The following is a 17690-nucleotide window of genomic DNA, read 5'->3' as shown; positions in this document are numbered from 1 at the left end:
ACTAGAGCTCTGCCTTAATCTTCTCGTTGCGCTTCTTAAACTCCTTCAGAAGCCAGACAAACAGCGCGAACCAAACAATCAGTGCGATGATACCCGCGACATGTCCAGAAAGTGCGTTTGCAATGGACCAACGGAAGTCAGGAGTCTCGAGGGTCGACCAGGTAACCATAGCGCTGTGCCCAACGTTCTTAAGAGATGCGGGAGAGTACGTACGAGCCAGCTTGGTCAGATAGGGAGCAAAGGAGCTGGATGCCATCAGATAGACTGGCGTAACGATGATGCCTTCGATAAGCATCTTGATAAGGTTGCCACCGGAAAGCATGAGCAGGCAGGGGCCGAGGCAGATGTTTACGATTCCAGCGAAAGGCAGAACCACATTTCCGACAGGTGCGAGGACAAACGCCCAAATCAGCTCGAACGGAATGAGCAGAATCATCGAAACCCAAAGCTCGTCAGAGCCAGCAATGATAGGCCAATCCAAGCCAATGATCAGTTCGCGGCCTTCGAAGCGACTCTTCATAAAGGATCCGACAGCATCGGAGATTGGCGCAAGAGCCTGCATAAACAGCTTAGAGACCGTCGGGAAGAGCTGCATTGCCGTGCCAGCCTGGATGCCAAGCGTCAAAGCCTTCTGGGGATCCTTATACGCAACTGCACCAAGCACCGTACCAATGATGAAGCCCATTACGCTGTTCTCACCGAAAATGCCAATCTTGTCACGGAGCCACTTGGCATCAACATGGTTGTTCTCGATTGCAGGAACCTTCTCGAGAAGCTTTTCGAAGGGAAGCACGACAGCGCAGGAAAGCATGAGGGCATGAGGAACCGTAACGCCAGGGATTCCAGTAACCTTCTGAATCGTAGGCTGAATCGCATCGCCAACCTTCAGTTCAACAATAATCTGAATAGAAGCAGCCACGAAACCAAGGACGACTGAAGTGCCCTCAGGAATTCCAGCAGAAACGCAAAGGTAGTAGGTGATGACGCAAGTGCAAAGCTTCGTCCAGCAATTCCAAAGGTCGACATTCAGCACGTTGGTAAGCTTGAACTTAAGCATGATGATGTTGATGACGATAAGAAGCGGGAAGCAAAGCGTCCCGTAAGGCCACGCCCACGCAATAGCAGAAAGGGCGGGCCAACCGACATCAACTGCCGGAAGGCTGATGCCAGTGGCAGTTGCAAGACCCTGGGCAGCAGGAGTGATTGCGCCAGTCATAAAGTTGATAAGAACGTTCATGCCGGTAAAACCGATGCCAAGCGTAAGTGCAGCCAAGAATGCATCGCTGAACTTCATCTTACAAATCAGCCCAATGATGAGCATAATCAGCGGCACGAAAACAGCCGCTCCAAAGCCCAGTATGTACTGGACTACGTTATATAGAACGTCCATGAATCCTCCCTCAATCAAGTCAGATGCACTAAACTGAGAGACAGCATTCCTGTGTTGAAATTTTTAATTTCATTTCGCTTATTTTGATGACTGCCCCGTCTATCGCTTATGAGCGCTCAGGAATGCTAAATCTCCCCATAACCAAAACTAGTCAACGTAGCCCTCGCGAAGCGTAGTTCCGTACCACTTCGCAGTGTCCTTCAGTCCTTGGTCAGGAATACCAGGATTCTTTCCACCAGCCGCCTGCGAAAGCAGCCACACCTCTGCGCACTTATCAATCGTTTCGAGAAGCCCAAACGCATCATGCATGGAATCGCCGGTGGTAAACACTCCGTGATACTGCCACACAACGCAACGCCGCGTCTTCATGCGCTCGTTTGTCTCCCTCGCAATCTCGGGAGTGCCGGCAACGCACCAAGGAACCAGTCCAACACCATCAGGAAAGACAACCACCCCCTCCGTAATCATCCTCCAAAGCGCAAGCGTGAACTCACGCTCATCGGTTGGGCCACAATGCGTCATCGCAAGAACGTGCGTTGCGTGATTGTGCATAACCACACGCTGGTTCGAATCAACCGCAAGGCGAACAGCATGAGTAGTAATATGAGATCCAAGCTCCGACGTAGGACGATTGTCAATCAAGCCAGCCGCAATCTCATACTCGTCGCCCTCTTCGGGAAGATAGATAATACCGAGGAGATGGTCGAGATCATCCTTCAGCTCTCGGAAGTAAGATCCAGAAGCAGTTACAAGAACGTACTTGCCACGAAGCGCATCTGGAATTCCCTCGGTGAGCGTGAGCTTCTTCCCCGTTCCCGGAACATAATTCAAACTAGCAGCCTCGTCGTCGGTCAACAGGTAGGTGATGTTGCCACCATTCGCCTCATCCCAGCCCTTTTGATACATTTGGAAGCTGAGATCGGCAACTTCCTTGACGGCCTTCAAGTCTTTCCAATCTGACATCCTAAGAATCTCCTTTCGAAAACTGCAGACCCACTCTTCTTCTTTATCTAGCCCGAAACCTCTTTGCTACCCGAGCGCTTCTTCATCCGTTCAGCTTTCAAGGCAGCAATGATTTCCCGTTTCTGCTCGTTCGTAATTTGAATCTTCTTATGAAGTCTTATGCCCTTACCCTGGTCAGGACCCAGAAGCGTCTCCAACCCATATCTATTGATAAGAAAGGCCAACACGAGTGCGAGCGCAGAGGTCATCAAATTAACGGTCATGAACCCAAGGAGCAACAAGCAGAAGTCAAGGATGATCAGAAATACCCAGACGGGTTTCGGAAACATGTCTCTTGACATGTCATCCCCCCAAACTGTAAATCGCTACTTCAACGACTTAAGCAGCTCAGCAAGCTTGTCGGCCTCTTGATCGGCTCCGACTCCCGTTAAGAATTTGATTCCGTCGAACGTAGGAATATCGAAACTCTCGCCCTTTACGATCGAGACGTACGCATCTGCACCGTTGATGTAATGACGAAGGGATTTGATGTCTACTGCCTCGACATCAGCATCAACGCCGCGGTCCTTCAGCATGCGGGTCACCTTTGAGGCTACCAGCTGAGAAGTCGCAACCCCAGAGCCACATGCACAAATTACTCGAGCCATAACGAACCTCCTCCATACACGGGCCGTTTGCTCGGCCCTGATACCAGCTGACGGCAGACTCGCATATTGCTTTGTCTGCAGCCATCTACTTACTAATTGAGATTCTATGAAGGAGGAAAATTGTGCACAAGCTTAACTGTCTTCACATGATTTCGCAAAAAAGGATACTGGATAAACTCGTTTCACGTTTATTGCGAAGAAATCAACTATATGGCGATATTGGAGCGCCTCATAAATAACTTTCCAAATAGACAGCGAGCCTCACAACAACCGACTTTCACGAAAATGGACGGTTGTCACAGAAATAGACAACCGTCCATCATATCTAACTACCTCTTAGTGACTTCGTATTCGTAATGTTCAATCAACGAGGCAGCCGCTGCAGGCGTATCGACTTGTCGCAGCTCTTTCAAGAACAGATCGCCTGGCATAGTAATCATGTCGAACAAGTTTGCCAACGCTTTAAGGTGCGTCCGGCTATCAACAGCACTCAGAGTGCAGACAAACTCAATCGGATCGTTTGCCTCGCTTCCAAAGAGGACGGGTTCCCTAAGGCGTATCAAGCTCATCCCCATCTTTATCGTCCCGCCGTCAGGAGAGGCATGGGGCATTGCAAAACCAGGTGCCAGTACTGAATATGGCCCATATTCCTTGACCCCCTGAATCATCGCATCGATGTACCGCTCTTCTATATATCCCAAATCTAGGAGTTTCTTAGCGGACTTCCTAATCGCGTCTTGCCAATCGGAGCATTCAACGTCGAGCGAAATATGGCTGGCTGGAAGCAGCTGATGGAGATAGGGCGCAATCACCTGGGTCTCCAGATGCTGCGCCTCCCTAAAATACCTTCGTACTTCGACGCGTATCTCTCCAAGTAAAGCCTGATCATTCCCAGCATGCTTGACTATTATTGGCTCAATCCTATTCAGAAGACCCTTTGCGTTAACGGTATCTAGCTCTTCTCCCGTAGACAGCATCTTTGACTCAAGCGCCGATAGCTTCTCATGGATTAAGCCATATTCGTGCTCTCTAAGAGGTAGCTTAATAACGATGTGATCAACCGGGCAATTCTCCACTGGTACGGTCGAGATTACCAAGTCAGCATTGTAAGAACCAAGATACGGCACGTCATGCGCAGGCACCACCTTGATGACCTCTATATCGAAATGCCCGCGAAGCTCTTCAGCAAGAAGTTGAGACGTCCCGATTCCTCCATTGCAAACCACGACCACTCGTGGACGAACACCCCTGTTCTTCCTCCTCTCGAGGGCCGCACAGATGTGAAGGGCAATGTACATTCTTTCGACATGGCTTATCTCGCGATGCGCATAGTCTTCCAACGGTGCAATGTTTCGCTCTACCGCATGAAAAATATCTGGCTGATCATTAATCACTTCGCTTACCGCTGGAGTCTCGGGAAAATGCGATGGCTCAGTCGAAAACATCGACTCAAGGTGATTCGAAAGATATTCGAATAAGTCATAGTCATCATTAAGATCAATTCCGATGTCTTTTGATATCTTGCGAATGAACGTACGGGATAGCTTTTGAACTTGCATATCGTCAATGCTGAATCTCGCGCCACCATGGAACCTCAAGGAATTTCTGAGCGCAGCAAAGAATCGTTCCTCATTCTCTCCCATGGGAACCTTGCAGTATTGCCCCACCAACGCGATTGTCTCTTGGTCGAATTCTGTCACCGGAGCTTCCATGTCCTCGGAGAGCCCTTCGAGGAAATCACCTCTAATGTCTCTCTCAACGCATATACACAAGTGACTAACGGCAAGCTGAAATGGATCGTCCATTAAATTGATGCCATGTGTATGACACAGCTCATTCAATATCTTCTTTATTGTAATCGCGTAGAGTTTCACCGATGAGTGCTCGGGCATCGAAAGCCACTGCTCCACGACCGGCACAGCTCGGCTGATAAAGCTACGAAGAAATACCCGTTTTGTGCTCTCACGCCCATTGACGCGAAGGCCACGACTAGGCTTCGATTCGACTTGGAGCCCGGCATCGGCGATGCGGCTCTTTATGCCATCAAGATCGTTGAGTATTGTCGCCCTGCTCACAGAGAATAATTCAGCAATCTCGTTGAGCGTCAAGTACTTGTCCGAATCAACAAGAAGGGCAGCTCCAAGATCCTTGCGCTCTTCACTCGACATCTTGTAAGCAAATGTGTCGTCTACAGGAAGAATCTCCTCGGCCTTAGAAAGGTCTTCGGGTAGTTGTATGACCCCTTTGGGTCCAAGAGATATCCGCCCAAGCGAGTTTTCTTCTAGAAAAGCGTTTAACGATTTCAAGTCATTTCGAATAGTGCGCTCCGACACATCAAAGAGACTAGCGAGGCTCGAAAGGCTACAGGAACTTGAGGAATGAGACAATCTCTGGACTATTCGGACCGTTCTTTTGTTCATGACGAATAAATCCCCCCCCGTCAGCGTTTAGACGTGCCACAGCCGGCGTCAGCACATAGATGAAATCACGAGATTGAGGCGATTGATTAGATTGCTTTGAGCAACTCTTCCAGCGGCTTTTCTGGATACATTGCAATGCTTTCAATAGCCTTTGCTACTGAATCGCTCTTCGAGTCAGGAATCTTCCACCGCGCTGCTCGCATTACATTCTTGTCGGAATTCGCAACCGCAACAGAGTCTGGCACCGCCTCAATCATAGGAAGATCATTCTCTGAGTCACCAAATACAACCACTTCATCAAGTGAGACGTCGAGATAATCGGCAATTAGACGGACGCTGTCACCTTTATCCCACTCCCCCGCATTAACGTCAATAACCTTGGCGGTCATGCTTGGCATCACAAAACTCAGACTCGGCACCAGTTCGCGCAGGTTATCGCGCAATTGCGTCATCTGGTCACGTGAGCATGAGCACTGAATGTTTGCCTTCAGGTAATCGCGGTCCTGCACATCCGGAACAACCCCAAATACGCTTTTACCCCATGTGTCCGGTGGATTTGATGCCACGCGCTCTGGAAAGCGAGTGACAAGATTGGTGTCATTTAAGTCATCGGGATTGTAGATGGCAAGCCATGCATCAGCATCCATCCTATCCAGGTAGACCGCAACTTTTCGTAGGTCCTCACCGCTGATCATGACGCGTTGAATGGCAATCCCATCGACGGTGACGATTTGTCCGTTTGCAAAAGCCCCAGTGCGATAACATACCTCGTCACCTTGGAACATCCATTTCATAGACGCAGGCATTCGCCCAGTAACCGGGCCAAAGTGTATACCAGCATTGACTAGTGCATGAATGGCGCTTATAGCCTTTAAACTCGCATGATCAAAACCGAAAGGAATCAGAGTATCATCCAAATCAGTCATCACGAGTTTTACCATATACTCATGTCTCCAAACATGAACTAGTGAAATGCATACACCCTATTGTGAGATTCGCACAAATTGGTTTTGTACCCTAGTACTAGACATCTGTACCGTCAACGAGTATTACGTGATCGCATTGTATCTATCGCTGTACGGCACCTAATGCCTCAGGGGCGCCCCGCCGAGTTGACGGGACGCCCCTGAGGTGACGATTCATGCATGGTGCAGCAGGTGCCAAGGGGGCAGCCCTTCTCGCCCGGCGGCACTGGTCGTGCGTTTATTCTTCTCGCCCGATGCGGTAGATGAGATTAGAAGTCCGCGTTGCCGACGGTGCGGGGGTGCGGGAGGACGTCGCGGATGTTATCGACGCCGGTGAGGTACATGACGAGGCGCTCGAAGCCCAGACCGAAGCCGGCGTGGTGGCAGGTGCCGTAGCGGCGGAGGTCCAGGTAGTACTTGTACTGGTCCTTCTCCATGCCAAGCTCCTCGATGCGGCGCTCGAGGACGTCGAGGCGCTCCTCGCGCTGGGAGCCGCCGATGATCTCTCCGATGCCGGGGACGAGGCAGTCCGCGGCGGCGACCGTCTTGCCGTCGTCGTTCTGGCGCATGTAGAACGCCTTGATGTCCTTGGGGTAGTTGGTGACGAACGTGGGCTTCTTGAAGTGCTGCTCCGTGAGGTAGCGCTCGTGCTCGGTCTGGAGGTCGATGCCCCACTTGACCGGGTACTCGAACTTGTGGCCGGCCGCCTGGGCGTCCGTCAGGATCTTGACGGCGTCCGTGTAGGACACGCGTGCGAAGTCGCTTGTGGCGACGTGCTGCAGGCGCTCCTTCAGACCCTTGTCCACGAACTTGTTGAACATGTCGAGCTCATCAGGGCAGTGCTCCATAACGTAGTTGATGACGTACTTGAGCATCTGCTCGGACACGTCCATCTCGCCCTCGAGGTCGCAGAACGCCATCTCGGGCTCGACCATCCAGAACTCCGCCGCGTGGCGACGGGTGTTGGAGTCCTCCGCGCGGAACGTGGGGCCGAACGTGTAGACGTCGCCGAAGCTCATGGCGAAGTTCTCTGCCTGGAGCTGGCCGGAGACGGTGAGGTTGGTCTGCTTGCCGAAGAAGTCCTTGCTGTAGTCGACCTTGCCGTCCTGGGTGAGGGGCGGGTTGGCCGGGTCGATCGTGGTGACGCGGAACATCTCTCCGGCGCCCTCGGCATCTGACGCGGTGATGATGGGTGTGTTGACGTAGACGAAGCCGCGCTCCTGGAAGAAGCGGTGGATGGCGAAGGCAGCGACGCTGCGCACGCGGAACACCGCGCGGAACAGGTTGGTGCGGCTGCGCAGGTGCTGCTGGGTGCGCAGGAACTCGCGGGTCTGGCGCTTCTTCTGCATGGGGTAGTCCGGCTGCGCCGCGCCCTCGACCACGATGGTCTGGGCCTGGAGCTCGAACGGCTGCGGGCGCTCGGGCGTGAGCGCGAGCTCGCCGGTGATGATGAGGGCGGAGCCCACCGTGAGGGCGGCGACCTCCTCGTAGTTGGCGAGCTTCTCTCGGTTCATGACGACCTGCAGGTCCTTGAAGCAGCTGCCGTCGTTGAGCACGACAAAGCCGAAGTTCTTCATGTCGCGGATCGAGCGGACCCAGCCGGCCACGGTGACCGTCTTGCTCCCAAACTCGTCCATGTGCGCATAGAGCTGCGCGATCCTGGTACGGTCCATCTGAGGGATCCCCCTTTGGTTCAAGGGCGCGCCTTCGGGCGGGGGCCAGGCTCTTCTCCGCCCGGCACTGCCCTGCCACGGGCCCGCCTTTGGCCCCGGCGCGCATGCTGTCCAACCACGTAACCATATCGCAAAACGGGTGTGCGTGCCGCGCTAAGTGGGCGGCGCCTTGCTACTCTGGTGTGGTTTGGACGAGCGACATCGCGACTTGGAGGCGGACATGGCGAGGGGACTTCCGGACTACAGGCTGATTGCGGCGCAGATCGAGGCGCTGGCCGAGGAGGACGCGGCCTGGGTGCCGCTTCTGGCGAACGCGTCCGCGCTGATGATGGACGGCGTGGACAACCTGAACTGGGCGGGGTTCTACCTGATGCGTCCGGTTGGGGCGGATGCCGCGGGCAACGTCGAGCGCGAGTTGGTGCTGGGGCCGTTCCAGGGGAAGGTCGCGTGCGTGCGCATTGCCGTGGGGCGCGGCGTGTGCGGAACGGCCGTTGCGACGGACTCGACGCAGCTGGTGCGCGACGTGCACGAGTTTGCCGGGCACATCGCGTGCGACAGCGCGTCGAACTCCGAGGTGGTGGTGCCGATCCACGCGGGTGGGCGCGTCGTGGGCGTGCTGGACGTGGACTCTCCGCTGGTGGGGAGGTTTGGCGAGGCGGACGCGCGCGGCATGGAGGCCGTGGTTGCCGCCATCGAGCGCTGCTGCGACTTCGAGGGGCTGGCGTAGCGGGGCGGCGTGGGTGCTGCGAGCTGCGGACGCCCGGCGACCGCACGCCGCCCGTGCCGGCACGCGGCGCCGGCCGCCCTCCCCCGCGCCTTACGCCAGCTCGGTCTCCGGATGCTCGCGCGTAAGGAAGTCCTTGTTCGTGACCTTGGCACCCAGAAGCTGCTCGCACTTCTCGGCCAGCTCGTCGATGGCCGCGTGAAGGTCTGCGGAACGCTCGGGCATCACGTTCTCCATGATGAACATGCAGTGCGGCGTCGCGTCCGAGACCTCGGTGCGCTGGCCGTCGCGCCAGTTCCAGCAGCGGCAGACCGCGCCGGCGTCGTCCAGGTAGGCGATCTCGCCGGGCAGCGTGGGGTCGCTCTCCTCCTCGCCGATGGGCAGGAAGTAGTCGCCGCCGTCCGTCATGGCAAGGCGGAACGTGCCCTGGATGGCGTCGATGTTCTCCGCGCCGATGGGCAGGGCGTACTTCAGAGATATCGCGTTGCTCACGTCGACGCTCGGGACGATGTGGCCCACGGGGTTGTCCTTGAGAACGCGCTTCAGCAGGTTCTCGACGGAGCAGCGCGCGCCCTTCTTCGTCTTGAACTTGCGATACGCGTCGCGCCACACGGCGACGACCTCGTTCTTGCTGATGGTCGTGCTCGTCAGCCACTCCTCCGCGCTCGCGTTCGCGCGATCTAGGAACTTGGCCGCGGCCTTGGCCTCCTCCTCGCCTATCTGGTCGGTCGGCCTCACGCCGTCCACGCACAGCACGCCGATCTCCACGTCGGGGAACACCTGCCAGAACGAGTCCTCGACCACAAACCTCTTACCCATGACGCCTCCCATCGCCCGCGGGCCCAGCCCGCGCCGCTCGCCGATTCCGTTGCTTATATTCTTACCACAAGTTGGCATATTGGATTGCAAGATTCCTTGCATTTATCAGTCCTTCTCAAATACTTTGCTTGTTTCATGCATCACAAATTGCATATTTTGCAGGCGAGAAGAACGTGGCGCCCCAGCTTGACGCCGCCACGCGGCCGCGGCGCGGGCATAGTTTTCGCGGGTCGGGGCGAATCGCTGCATAAAATCTTCGCTACGGAGACGCGGCCGTGCGGGCGAGAAAGTAGAATGGTGGTCGCGCCCTATGATCGGGCCGCGCTCCCTGCGGGGGTCCTCCCTGCGAGGTCGCGCCGCTGCGCGGGCGCAAGGCAGGCGCAAGTCGGAGGTGCACATGGCAGACGGTTCCACATGCACGGACCAGAACGCGGGCCAGACCGAGGGCTATCGCATGGAGCACGACTCCATGGGCCAGGTCAGGGTTCCCGCCGCGGCGCTTTGGGGCGCGCAGACGCAGCGCTCCTACCAGAACTTCCCCATCGGGACGGAGACCATGCCCCAGGGCATCGTGCGCGCGTTCGCCATCCTCAAGAAGGCGGCCGCGCAGGCAAACGCCCAGCTCGGCACCCTTGACCCCAAGGCCGCGAGCCTCATCGAGCGCGCGGCGGACGAGGTCCTTTCCGGCAGGCACGACGACCAGTTCCCGCTCAAGGTGTGGCAGACGGGCTCCGGCACGCAGTCGAACATGAACGTGAACGAGGTCCTCGCGAACCGCGCGAACCAGATCGCCGCTGCGGAGGGCGTCGCGCTCGAGGGGCCCGTGCACCCCAACGACTCGGTCAACCGCTCGCAGTCCTCGAACGACACCTTCCCCACGGCCATGCACATCGCGGCCGTGCTGGCCGTCACGCGCGAGCTCATGCCCGCGATCGACCAGCTCGTGGCGACGTTCGAGCGCCTGGAGCGCCAGAACGCCGGCGTGGTGAAGAGCGGGCGCACCCACCTGCAGGACGCGGTGCCCATCGCGTTCAGCCAGGAGATTTCTGGCTGGCGCGGCATGCTCGAGGCCTCGCGCGAGCAGCTGGCGGCGAGCCTTCCCATGCTGCGGCGCCTGGCGCTGGGCGGCACGGCCGTCGGCACGGGGCTCAACGCCCCCGCCGGCTTCGACGTGCTGGTGGCAGAGCGCATCAGCGCGCTCACCGGCGAGCCGTTCCAGACCGAGGCTAACAAGTTCCACGCCCTTACCAGCAAGGACGCCATGGTCTTCTCGCACGGCGCCATAAAGGCGCTTGCCGCGAACATGATGAAGATCGCAAACGACGTGCGCTGGCTTGCAAGCGGGCCGCGCCTGGGCCTGGGCGAGATCACGATTCCCGCAAACGAGCCCGGCAGCTCCATCATGCCCGGCAAGGTGAACCCCACGCAGTGCGAGGCCGTCACGATGGTGGCCGTGCAGGTGATGGGAAACGACGCGACCATAGGCTTCGCGGCGAGCCAGGGCAACTTCGAGCTGAACGTGTTCATGCCGGTCATCGCATACAACTACCTGCAGAGCGTGCGGCTCCTTGCCGACGCAATCAGATCGTTTGACGAGCGCTGCGCCGCGGGAATCACGGCAAACCGCGAGCGCATGGCCCACAACCTGCACAACTCGCTCATGCTGGTCACGTGCCTGAACCCCTACATTGGCTACGAGCGCGCCGCGAAGGTCGCGCGCAAGGCGTTTGACGAGGGATGGAGCCTCCGCAAGGCGTGCGTGTCCCTTGGGTATCTGACGGAAGAGAAGTTCGACGAGGTTTTCAAACCGGAGGAGATGGTCTAGAGGATGGACGAGACAAGCGCAAAGAGCCTGAGGCTCCACGAGGAGCTCCAGGGCAAGATCGAGGTCGTTTCTCGCGCAAAGGCCGAGACGAACGAGGACCTCGCGCTGCTGTACACGCCCGGCGTGGCAGAGCCGTGCCGGCAGATCCAGGCGGACTACAGCAAGTCCTGGGAGCTGACGCGTCGCTCGCACCTGGTGGCCGTGATCACCAACAGCACGGCCGTCCTGGGCCTGGGCGACATCGGCGCCGCGGCCGGCATGCCCGTGATGGAGGGCAAGTGCCTGCTCTTCAAGGAGTTTGGCGACGTGGACGCCTTCCCCATCTGCGTCGACACGCACGACACGGACGAGCTGGTGCGCACCGTGCAGCTCATCAGCAAGAGCTTTGGCGGCATCAACCTGGAGGACATCGCCGCGCCGCAGTGCTTTGAGGTCGAGGACCGCCTGAAGGAGTTGTGCGACGTCCCCGTGTTCCACGACGACCAGCACGGCACCGCCATCGTGACGGCCGCGGGCCTGCTGAACGCCGTGAAGGTGACAGGCAAGAAGATGGGCGAGCTCAAGATCGTGATGAGCGGCGCCGGCGCGGCCGGCCTTGCCATCGCGACGCTGCTGACGCACATGGGCTTTGGCAACGTGATCCTGTGCGACCGCAAGGGCGCCATCTACGAGGGACGCGACGGCCTGAACCCGTACAAGCAGCGCGTGGCCAAGATCACGAACAAGGACCACGAGGCGGGGTCGCTGGCCGACATGCTGGTGGGCGCGGACGCGTTCCTGGGCGTCAGCAAACCGGGCCTCGTGACGCCGCAGATGGTGGGCACCATGAAGGACGGTATCGTGTTCGCGATGGCCAACCCCACGCCCGAGATCATGCCGGACGAGGCGAAGGCCGGCGGCGCGAAGGTCGTGGCGACGGGCCGCTCCGACTTCCCGAACCAGATCAACAACGTGCTGGTCTTCCCCGGCATCTTCAAGGGCGCCCTCGCGGCGCGCGCGCCGAAGATCACGGAGGAGATGGAGATCGCGGCCGCCGAGGCCATCGCGGGCCTGGTGCCGGAGGACAAGCTGTCCCCGGACTTCATCATCCCGTCCGCCCTGGACAAGACCGTGGCCGACGTCGTCGCCAAGGCCGTCGCGGACCGCGTGCAGAAGTAACGCGGGATCGGCGGCGCGGACAGCAGTCCGCACTCGCATGCGTCAAAGGCAGCGCCGCGGGGAGAAGGACGAGCTCTTCTCCCCGCGGCATTTTCTTGCCAAGATGCGCCAACTAAGCGCGAGGGATGCGAGCTACGCCAAACGGACACCGCGCAAGCCTGGACACCCACGTCACACACCCGCGATGGAATGGCATGCGCGTACGCACCAGGGGTGAGTTTGCGACATCTTGCAAACTCGGGGCGGGTGTGTGACGTGCGGGTGGCATGCCACGGCACACACCGCAGGCGAGCTTACAGAATGATGCAAACTCATGCGTGGTGTGTATCTGCAACAAGGGCGCCGCCGCACACACCGCAGGCGAGCTTGCCGGCTTTCGCAAACTCGGGGCAGGTGTGTTGCGCCAGAGTGGGCGCCATGGCAGGAAGTGGCGGGTGTGTACCCGGTACCTTGTTCAAACGTTTATGTCGCGACGATTCTACCTGCAACAATGTTGGATTAAACCAAAGTCGCATGTCACACACCTGGGGGCTTCTCGCATTTTGCGCAACACACCCGCCACATCGCGGCATCGACCGCCACTTTACGCATCACACCCGCGGTGAGGTTGCGGAGTCTCGCAAACTGGGGCCTGGTGTGTGACTAAGGTCCGCGACGCACGTCACACACCCGCGGCGACCTTGCGTGCACGCCACCCGTTTGCCGCCGGTGCGTGCAGGCGGCACTCCCCCGGCGCGGCACCCCAGCGCACCGGCACCCCAGCGCGCCGACACTCCCCCGGTGCAGCACGCCCTTGGCCCTCTGATGATGTTGTGCCATTGCGCCCGGTTGCGGCGGTCGCGCTCGCGCCGTGGCGCGCGGGGTGCGACAATGGTACGACTAACGATATGACGGATGGGCTACCCCGGGGAGGTGCGACGCGTTGGCAGAAAGGCGAAGGCCCAGCAAGAGGCAGTCGCGCCCCCAGGGGCAGAGGGCCCAGGGCCACGTGCCATCTCGTCGCGGCAGCGCGCGCCCGGACGGCGTCTCGGCAGAGCCCCGCCGCGATTCGCGCCAGGCACAAAGGCCGTCCCGCGGCGCGTCCGCGCGCGGCACGGCCCACGGCACTCCCAGGGCCGGCGCGACGCGCGCAACCGGCACGCCGCGTACTTCTCGCGGAAGCAGGGGCAGCTCGCGAAGCAGCCTCGGAAGCTCCATGGGCGGAGCGCACGCCACCAGGTACGGCGCGTCGCACGCCGGCTCTTGGGGCGCGGGAGGTCGCGTGGCGCGCGACGGCAGCGGCTCGCGAGAAGTGCGCGGCACCAGGGCCGACCGCGGGCGCGAGGCGCACCCCCGCGACGGTCGCGGACGCGAGGCGCGCCAGCCGCGCAAGATGCTCCGGCCAAAAGACACCGCCCTCGAGCTGCGGCGCGAGGAGTACGGCCAGATCGGACTCGCCACGCGCAGCCAGACGAGCCGCCGCCGGCAGGAAAGCCGGCTCCGCAAGATCCGCGACCTGGGGTCCACCAGGCCGCCGTTCCCGTTCAAGCCGCTCATCGCCCTCGTGGCGGTGCTCCTGGTGGCAAGCGTGGGCGTGCTTGCGGGCACCAGCATCATGCGCGCGCTGCAGCAGCCCGCCCAGACGCAGGAGGCCGGCAGCAAGGTCAAGATGAAGGGCGGCAGGTCCACCGCCATCGACGACAGCAAGAAGATCTTCACCACCACGTACGACTGGGACAACGCCACCGTCAAGAGCGGCCGCATCAGCTACAAGGTGGGCGGAAAGGTGGTCTCGCGCACCGGCGTCGACGTGTCGGAGCACAACGGCAAGATCGACTGGCCCAAGGTCGCGGCTGACGGCATCGACTTCGCGTACATCCGCATTGGCTACCGCGGCAGCGTCGAGGGCAACATCACGCACGACAAGCGCTTCGAGCAGAACTTCGACGGCGCGCGCAAGAACGGGCTGGACGTGGGCGTGTACTTCTTCTCGCAGGCCATCACGCCGGAGGAGGCGCGCGACGAGGCCCGCTACGTGGTGAAGCAGCTGGACGGCTACGCCACCGCATACCCCGTCGTGTTCGACATGGAGCCGTCCCTCAGCGGCGACGACCGCATCTCGAGCCTGACGAACGACCAGATGACCGCCATCGCGAAGGCGTTCTGCAAGGAGCTGCAGAAGAACGGCTACTACGCGTGCGTCTATGGCAGCCGCGCGGACCTAGCCCACTACGACCTCGCCGCGCTGTCGCGCTACGGCTTCTGGTACGCGGAGTACGCGAAGGCGCCCACGATGGCGCTGCGCTACGGCATATGGCAGTACACGGACTCCGGCAAGGTGGACGGCATCGACGGCAACGTCGACTTGGACATAGACCTCACCACGGCGCTGGAAAAGGTCCAGAAAGCCGAGAAGAGCAAGGCACAATGACAGAGTGGCTGGTACATAGGTTCATCCACGACGCGGACCAAACGGACCGCCCCGACGTGAGAAACGCGCACGGCACGCTTGCGAGCATCGTGTGCATCGTCTGCAACATCCTGCTGTGCACCACGAAGGGTCTCGTGGGCCTGGCGGCGGGGTCCGTCTCCGTCGTGGCAGATGCCGTGAACAACCTGACGGACGCCTCGAGCAACATCGTGAGCCTCATAGGCTTCAAGCTCGCGAGCCGCCCGGCGGACAAGGGCCACCCCTACGGACACGGCCGCATCGAGTACATGGCGGGGGTCGTCGTCGCGTTCATCATCGTGGCGGTGGGCCTCGATCTGGCAAAGGCCTCGATCCAGAAGATCGCGCACCCGGAGCCCACGGACTTCTCGCCCGCGGTGGTGGTGGCGCTGCTGCTCTCCATCGGCGTGAAGGCGTGGATGGCCCGCTTCAACCACGCCCTTGCGAGGCGGATCGACTCCGTCACGCTGGAGGCCACGTCCCAGGACTCCAAGAACGACGTGCTCGCGACGTCCGCGGTGCTGGCCGCCGGCGTCGTTGGCAAGATCGCCGGCATCGACCTGGACGGCCTTGCCGGCCTTGCCGTGGGCGCGTTCATCATGTGGAGCGGCTTCGAGCTGGTGCGCGACACGCTGGACCCCCTGCTTGGACAGGCGCCCGACCCAAAGCTCGTGAGCCACATCCACGACACGATCATGAGCTATCCCGGCGTGCTGGGCACGCACGACCTGATGGTGCATGACTACGGCCCCGGCCGCAAGTTCGCGAGCGCCCACGTCGAGATGGCGGCCGAGATCGACCCCATCCGCAGCCACGAGGTGCTGGACTCCATCGAGCACTACTTCGAGGATGAGGAGGACCTGCCCCTCGTGCTGCACTACGACCCCATCGTCACGTTCGACCCCGAGGACCACGACCTGCGCCACTGGGTGTCAGACCAGGTGAAGACCATCGACGGACGCCTGACCGTGCACGACGTGCGCACGACGCGCCAGGACGGCACCCTGCATGTGTCGCTGGACTGCGTGCGCCCGCACGACCTGCCCATGACCGACGAGGAGCTGAGCGAGCGCATCTGCAAGATCCTGCACAGGCGTTGCGCTGACGCCGTCTGCCACGTGACCGTGGACTCGAGCTACGTATCCACCGGCGTCTAGCCGCAAACCCCATGACGCTCCCTTGGCACCGCCGCAGGCACGTCTTCGGTGTGGATGCAGTCGACACCGTTCTCCTCGCACAGCTTCACAAGCTTCTTGTCGCACGAGAAGAGCGTGCCACCTGACCTGCGGGCAAGCACCAGATACGTGATGTCGTAGGCAGGATGTTCCAGTCGCACTGCTTCCGCGAGCACCTCCGATGCAAGGTCGAGCGCGTCTGCATACTCGTCCACGAGCGACAGTGCGATGAAGAGCCGCCTTGTGGCCTCCTCCCGCCGCATGACCCCTGCCCGCACGTACTTCCAGAAGGCGTTCGTCACCTCGGATTGAAAGAGCGGCACGCTCACCACGCGTTCGTCCACGTACCAAAGCCCGCGCAGCGCGCGGCCTTCCACGGTGTCGAGCGCGATCTCTATCGCGGCAGAGCTGTCCAGCACGATCACCTGGCATCACGGTCCGCCCGGACCAGCTCCTCCGCAGAGGGAAACCCATCCGGCACGTTGACTGGACCCAGAGTGTCCGCCTCTGCAAACGCGCGCCGACGGCGCTCGCGCCGCTGCGCAACCACGGCAGGGTCCTCCCCCACCCAGTCCATCCATGCGGGAACGCGCCGGCCGGTGCCATCGACACCTTCCGGCGCACCCTGTAGATAGAGTTGGATTATGTGCGCGGTCTGCTGCGCAAGGCTGCGGTGCTGGCTCTTGGCCGCAAGAGAGAGCCCCTCGTACAGATCCTGGGGAAGGTCGCGTACCTGAAGCGTCGCCACGGCGATCACCACCTGGGCTCGATGCTCATGCAATGTGCATGCATTATGCACCGCGTGACTACGCGCCGTCAATCACCGTTTTCGGGCGCCTTCGCAAGAGGTTCTGCGAGCGACTCTGCGGCCCTACTAGGCCCGGACAGCGTCACCGCCACGCGCCATGCGTCCGGCAGCGGCAAGGCTCGTGGCTATGCCGGCCTTCATCAGGTCGAGCGCCACGAACGGCGCGACGCCCGCCGCAAACGCGGCCGCGGGCGCAAGGTGCGCCACTACCATGAGCTGCGCCCAGCCACATGTGTACACGACGGCGATCGTGGTCGCGAGCGCAAGCATCGCGCGCACGACATACGGCACGCGCAGGCAAGAAGCGCCCCTGAGCACAAGCGTGCCCACCGCGGCCGCAGCGACAAAGCCCAGGATGAAGCCTCCGGTGGGGCCGGCGATGCGCGCGACGCCACCCATGCCGCCAGAGAACACCGGTGCGCCGAGCGAGCCCACGAGCACATAGGACGCGGCGCTCGACACGGCCTCGCGCGGACGCATCGCCAGCACCACCAGGCAGAGCGCCAGCACCTGCAGCGTGAAGGGCACCGGCGTCAGCGGCACCTCCACGCGGGCGCTCGCGCACAGCGCCAGCGTGCCCAGCGCCACGCGAAGCACGCCCGCTGCCGCACCCTCGCCGCGCAGCACGCGCGCCGCGACCACGTGAGTGCGCTGTCCACCGTTCGAAACCACACCGTTCTCGACCATGCCTGCAC

The 17690-nt window shown here is 60.4% G+C and carries 16 protein-coding genes; 5 read left to right on the top strand and 11 right to left on the bottom strand.

All coding sequences use genetic code 11. From position 1 onward, the window contains the following. Position 1: 1 nt before the first annotated feature. The 7 genes from HF885_RS06970 to asnS form a co-directional block, all read right to left on the bottom strand. Complete coding sequence (locus tag HF885_RS06970; RefSeq protein WP_170104225.1) at positions 2 to 1390, bottom strand: PTS galactitol transporter subunit IIC; 1389 nt, start codon at positions 1388 to 1390, stop codon at positions 2 to 4. A gap of 147 nt (positions 1391 to 1537) precedes the next feature. Next, positions 1538 to 2353, bottom strand: coding sequence for a rhamnulose-1-phosphate aldolase (rhaD, locus tag HF885_RS06965; RefSeq protein ID WP_170104224.1), 816 nt, complete (start codon positions 2351 to 2353; stop codon positions 1538 to 1540). A gap of 47 nt (positions 2354 to 2400) precedes the next feature. Beyond that, a complete protein-coding gene (locus HF885_RS06960) occupies positions 2401 to 2694 on the bottom strand; it encodes a hypothetical protein (protein ID WP_170104223.1) in 294 nt (97 codons plus the stop codon). 24 nt (positions 2695 to 2718) lie between these two features. Continuing rightward, positions 2719 to 3000, bottom strand: coding sequence for a PTS sugar transporter subunit IIB (locus HF885_RS06955; RefSeq protein WP_170104222.1), 282 nt, complete (start codon positions 2998 to 3000; stop codon positions 2719 to 2721). A gap of 329 nt (positions 3001 to 3329) precedes the next feature. Continuing rightward, on the bottom strand, positions 3330 to 5420 hold the full coding sequence (locus tag HF885_RS06950; RefSeq protein WP_170104221.1) for a BglG family transcription antiterminator: 2091 nt from the start codon (positions 5418 to 5420) through the stop codon (positions 3330 to 3332). 86 nt (positions 5421 to 5506) lie between these two features. Beyond that, on the bottom strand, positions 5507 to 6361 hold the full coding sequence (locus HF885_RS06945) for an HAD hydrolase family protein (RefSeq protein ID WP_206109838.1): 855 nt from the start codon (positions 6359 to 6361) through the stop codon (positions 5507 to 5509). A gap of 293 nt (positions 6362 to 6654) precedes the next feature. Beyond that, positions 6655 to 8058: an asparagine--tRNA ligase gene (gene asnS / locus HF885_RS06940; protein WP_170104219.1), complete on the bottom strand. Its 1404-nt coding sequence runs from the start codon at positions 8056 to 8058 to the stop codon at positions 6655 to 6657. Positions 8059 to 8278: 220 nt separating this feature from the next. Here asnS and HF885_RS06935 point away from each other — a divergent pair, with 220 nt between their 5' ends. Next, positions 8279 to 8785, top strand: a complete 507-nt coding sequence (locus HF885_RS06935; RefSeq protein WP_170104218.1) for a GAF domain-containing protein — start codon at positions 8279 to 8281, stop codon at positions 8783 to 8785. Between the two features lie 90 nt (positions 8786 to 8875). Here HF885_RS06935 and HF885_RS06930 read toward each other — a convergent pair whose 3' ends face one another. After that, entirely contained in the window at positions 8876 to 9601 is a 726-nt protein-coding gene (locus tag HF885_RS06930; protein WP_170104217.1) for a B3/4 domain-containing protein, read from the bottom strand. Between the two features lie 397 nt (positions 9602 to 9998). On the opposite strand from HF885_RS06930, the gene fumC reads away from it, so the two are divergent. The 4 genes from fumC (at position 9999) to HF885_RS06910 (ending at position 16169) form a co-directional block, all read left to right on the top strand. Next, complete coding sequence (gene fumC, locus HF885_RS06925; protein WP_170104216.1) at positions 9999 to 11426, top strand: class II fumarate hydratase; 1428 nt, start codon at positions 9999 to 10001, stop codon at positions 11424 to 11426. A gap of 3 nt (positions 11427 to 11429) precedes the next feature. Next, positions 11430 to 12584: an NAD(P)-dependent malic enzyme gene (locus HF885_RS06920; RefSeq protein WP_170104215.1), complete on the top strand. Its 1155-nt coding sequence runs from the start codon at positions 11430 to 11432 to the stop codon at positions 12582 to 12584. Between the two features lie 922 nt (positions 12585 to 13506). After that, positions 13507 to 14994, top strand: a complete 1488-nt coding sequence (locus tag HF885_RS06915; protein WP_170104214.1) for a GH25 family lysozyme — start codon at positions 13507 to 13509, stop codon at positions 14992 to 14994. Beyond that, a complete protein-coding gene (locus HF885_RS06910; protein ID WP_170104213.1) occupies positions 14991 to 16169 on the top strand; it encodes a cation diffusion facilitator family transporter in 1179 nt (392 codons plus the stop codon). Before HF885_RS06915 ends, HF885_RS06910 begins: the two co-directional genes overlap by 4 nt. Here HF885_RS06910 and HF885_RS06905 read toward each other — a convergent pair. The 3 genes from HF885_RS06905 to HF885_RS06895 form a co-directional block, all read right to left on the bottom strand. Beyond that, entirely contained in the window at positions 16166 to 16606 is a 441-nt protein-coding gene (locus HF885_RS06905; protein ID WP_206109837.1) for a type II toxin-antitoxin system VapC family toxin, read from the bottom strand. The two genes, HF885_RS06910 and HF885_RS06905, sit on opposite strands and share 4 nt — an antisense overlap. A 2-nt stretch (positions 16607 to 16608) precedes the next feature. Continuing rightward, positions 16609 to 16935, bottom strand: a complete 327-nt coding sequence (locus HF885_RS06900) for a ribbon-helix-helix domain-containing protein (protein WP_157692089.1) — start codon at positions 16933 to 16935, stop codon at positions 16609 to 16611. 126 nt (positions 16936 to 17061) lie between these two features. Further along, on the bottom strand, positions 17062 to 17682 hold the full coding sequence (locus HF885_RS06895) for a biotin transporter BioY (protein WP_090861260.1): 621 nt from the start codon (positions 17680 to 17682) through the stop codon (positions 17062 to 17064). Between the last annotated feature and the right edge of the window lie 8 nt (positions 17683 to 17690).

This window comes from Parafannyhessea umbonata (assembly GCF_012844235.1).
In the GTDB taxonomy this organism is placed as follows: Bacteria; Actinomycetota; Coriobacteriia; order Coriobacteriales; family Atopobiaceae; genus Parafannyhessea.
Note: the sequence above shows the minus strand (reverse complement) of the source record. Positions and strands in the feature narration are given on the sequence as shown.

Excerpts from the sequence above, each read along its gene's own strand:
- HF885_RS06970 (WP_170104225.1), bottom strand. The coding sequence starts at position 1,390 with ATGGACGTTCTATATAACGTAGTCCAGTACATACTGGGCTTTGGAGCG.
- rhaD (WP_170104224.1), bottom strand. The coding sequence starts at position 2,353 with ATGTCAGATTGGAAAGACTTGAAGGCCGTCAAGGAAGTTGCCGATCTC.
- HF885_RS06960 (WP_170104223.1), bottom strand. The coding sequence starts at position 2,694 with ATGTCAAGAGACATGTTTCCGAAACCCGTCTGGGTATTTCTGATCATC.
- HF885_RS06955 (WP_170104222.1), bottom strand. The coding sequence starts at position 3,000 with ATGGCTCGAGTAATTTGTGCATGTGGCTCTGGGGTTGCGACTTCTCAG.
- HF885_RS06950 (WP_170104221.1), bottom strand. The coding sequence starts at position 5,420 with ATGAACAAAAGAACGGTCCGAATAGTCCAGAGATTGTCTCATTCCTCA.
- HF885_RS06945 (WP_206109838.1), bottom strand. The coding sequence starts at position 6,361 with ATGGTAAAACTCGTGATGACTGATTTGGATGATACTCTGATTCCTTTC.
- asnS (WP_170104219.1), bottom strand. The coding sequence starts at position 8,058 with ATGGACCGTACCAGGATCGCGCAGCTCTATGCGCACATGGACGAGTTT.
- HF885_RS06935 (WP_170104218.1), top strand. The coding sequence starts at position 8,279 with ATGGCGAGGGGACTTCCGGACTACAGGCTGATTGCGGCGCAGATCGAG.
- HF885_RS06930 (WP_170104217.1), bottom strand. The coding sequence starts at position 9,601 with ATGGGTAAGAGGTTTGTGGTCGAGGACTCGTTCTGGCAGGTGTTCCCC.
- fumC (WP_170104216.1), top strand. The coding sequence starts at position 9,999 with ATGGCAGACGGTTCCACATGCACGGACCAGAACGCGGGCCAGACCGAG.
- HF885_RS06920 (WP_170104215.1), top strand. The coding sequence starts at position 11,430 with ATGGACGAGACAAGCGCAAAGAGCCTGAGGCTCCACGAGGAGCTCCAG.
- HF885_RS06910 (WP_170104213.1), top strand. The coding sequence starts at position 14,991 with ATGACAGAGTGGCTGGTACATAGGTTCATCCACGACGCGGACCAAACG.
- HF885_RS06895 (WP_090861260.1), bottom strand. The coding sequence starts at position 17,682 with ATGGTCGAGAACGGTGTGGTTTCGAACGGTGGACAGCGCACTCACGTG.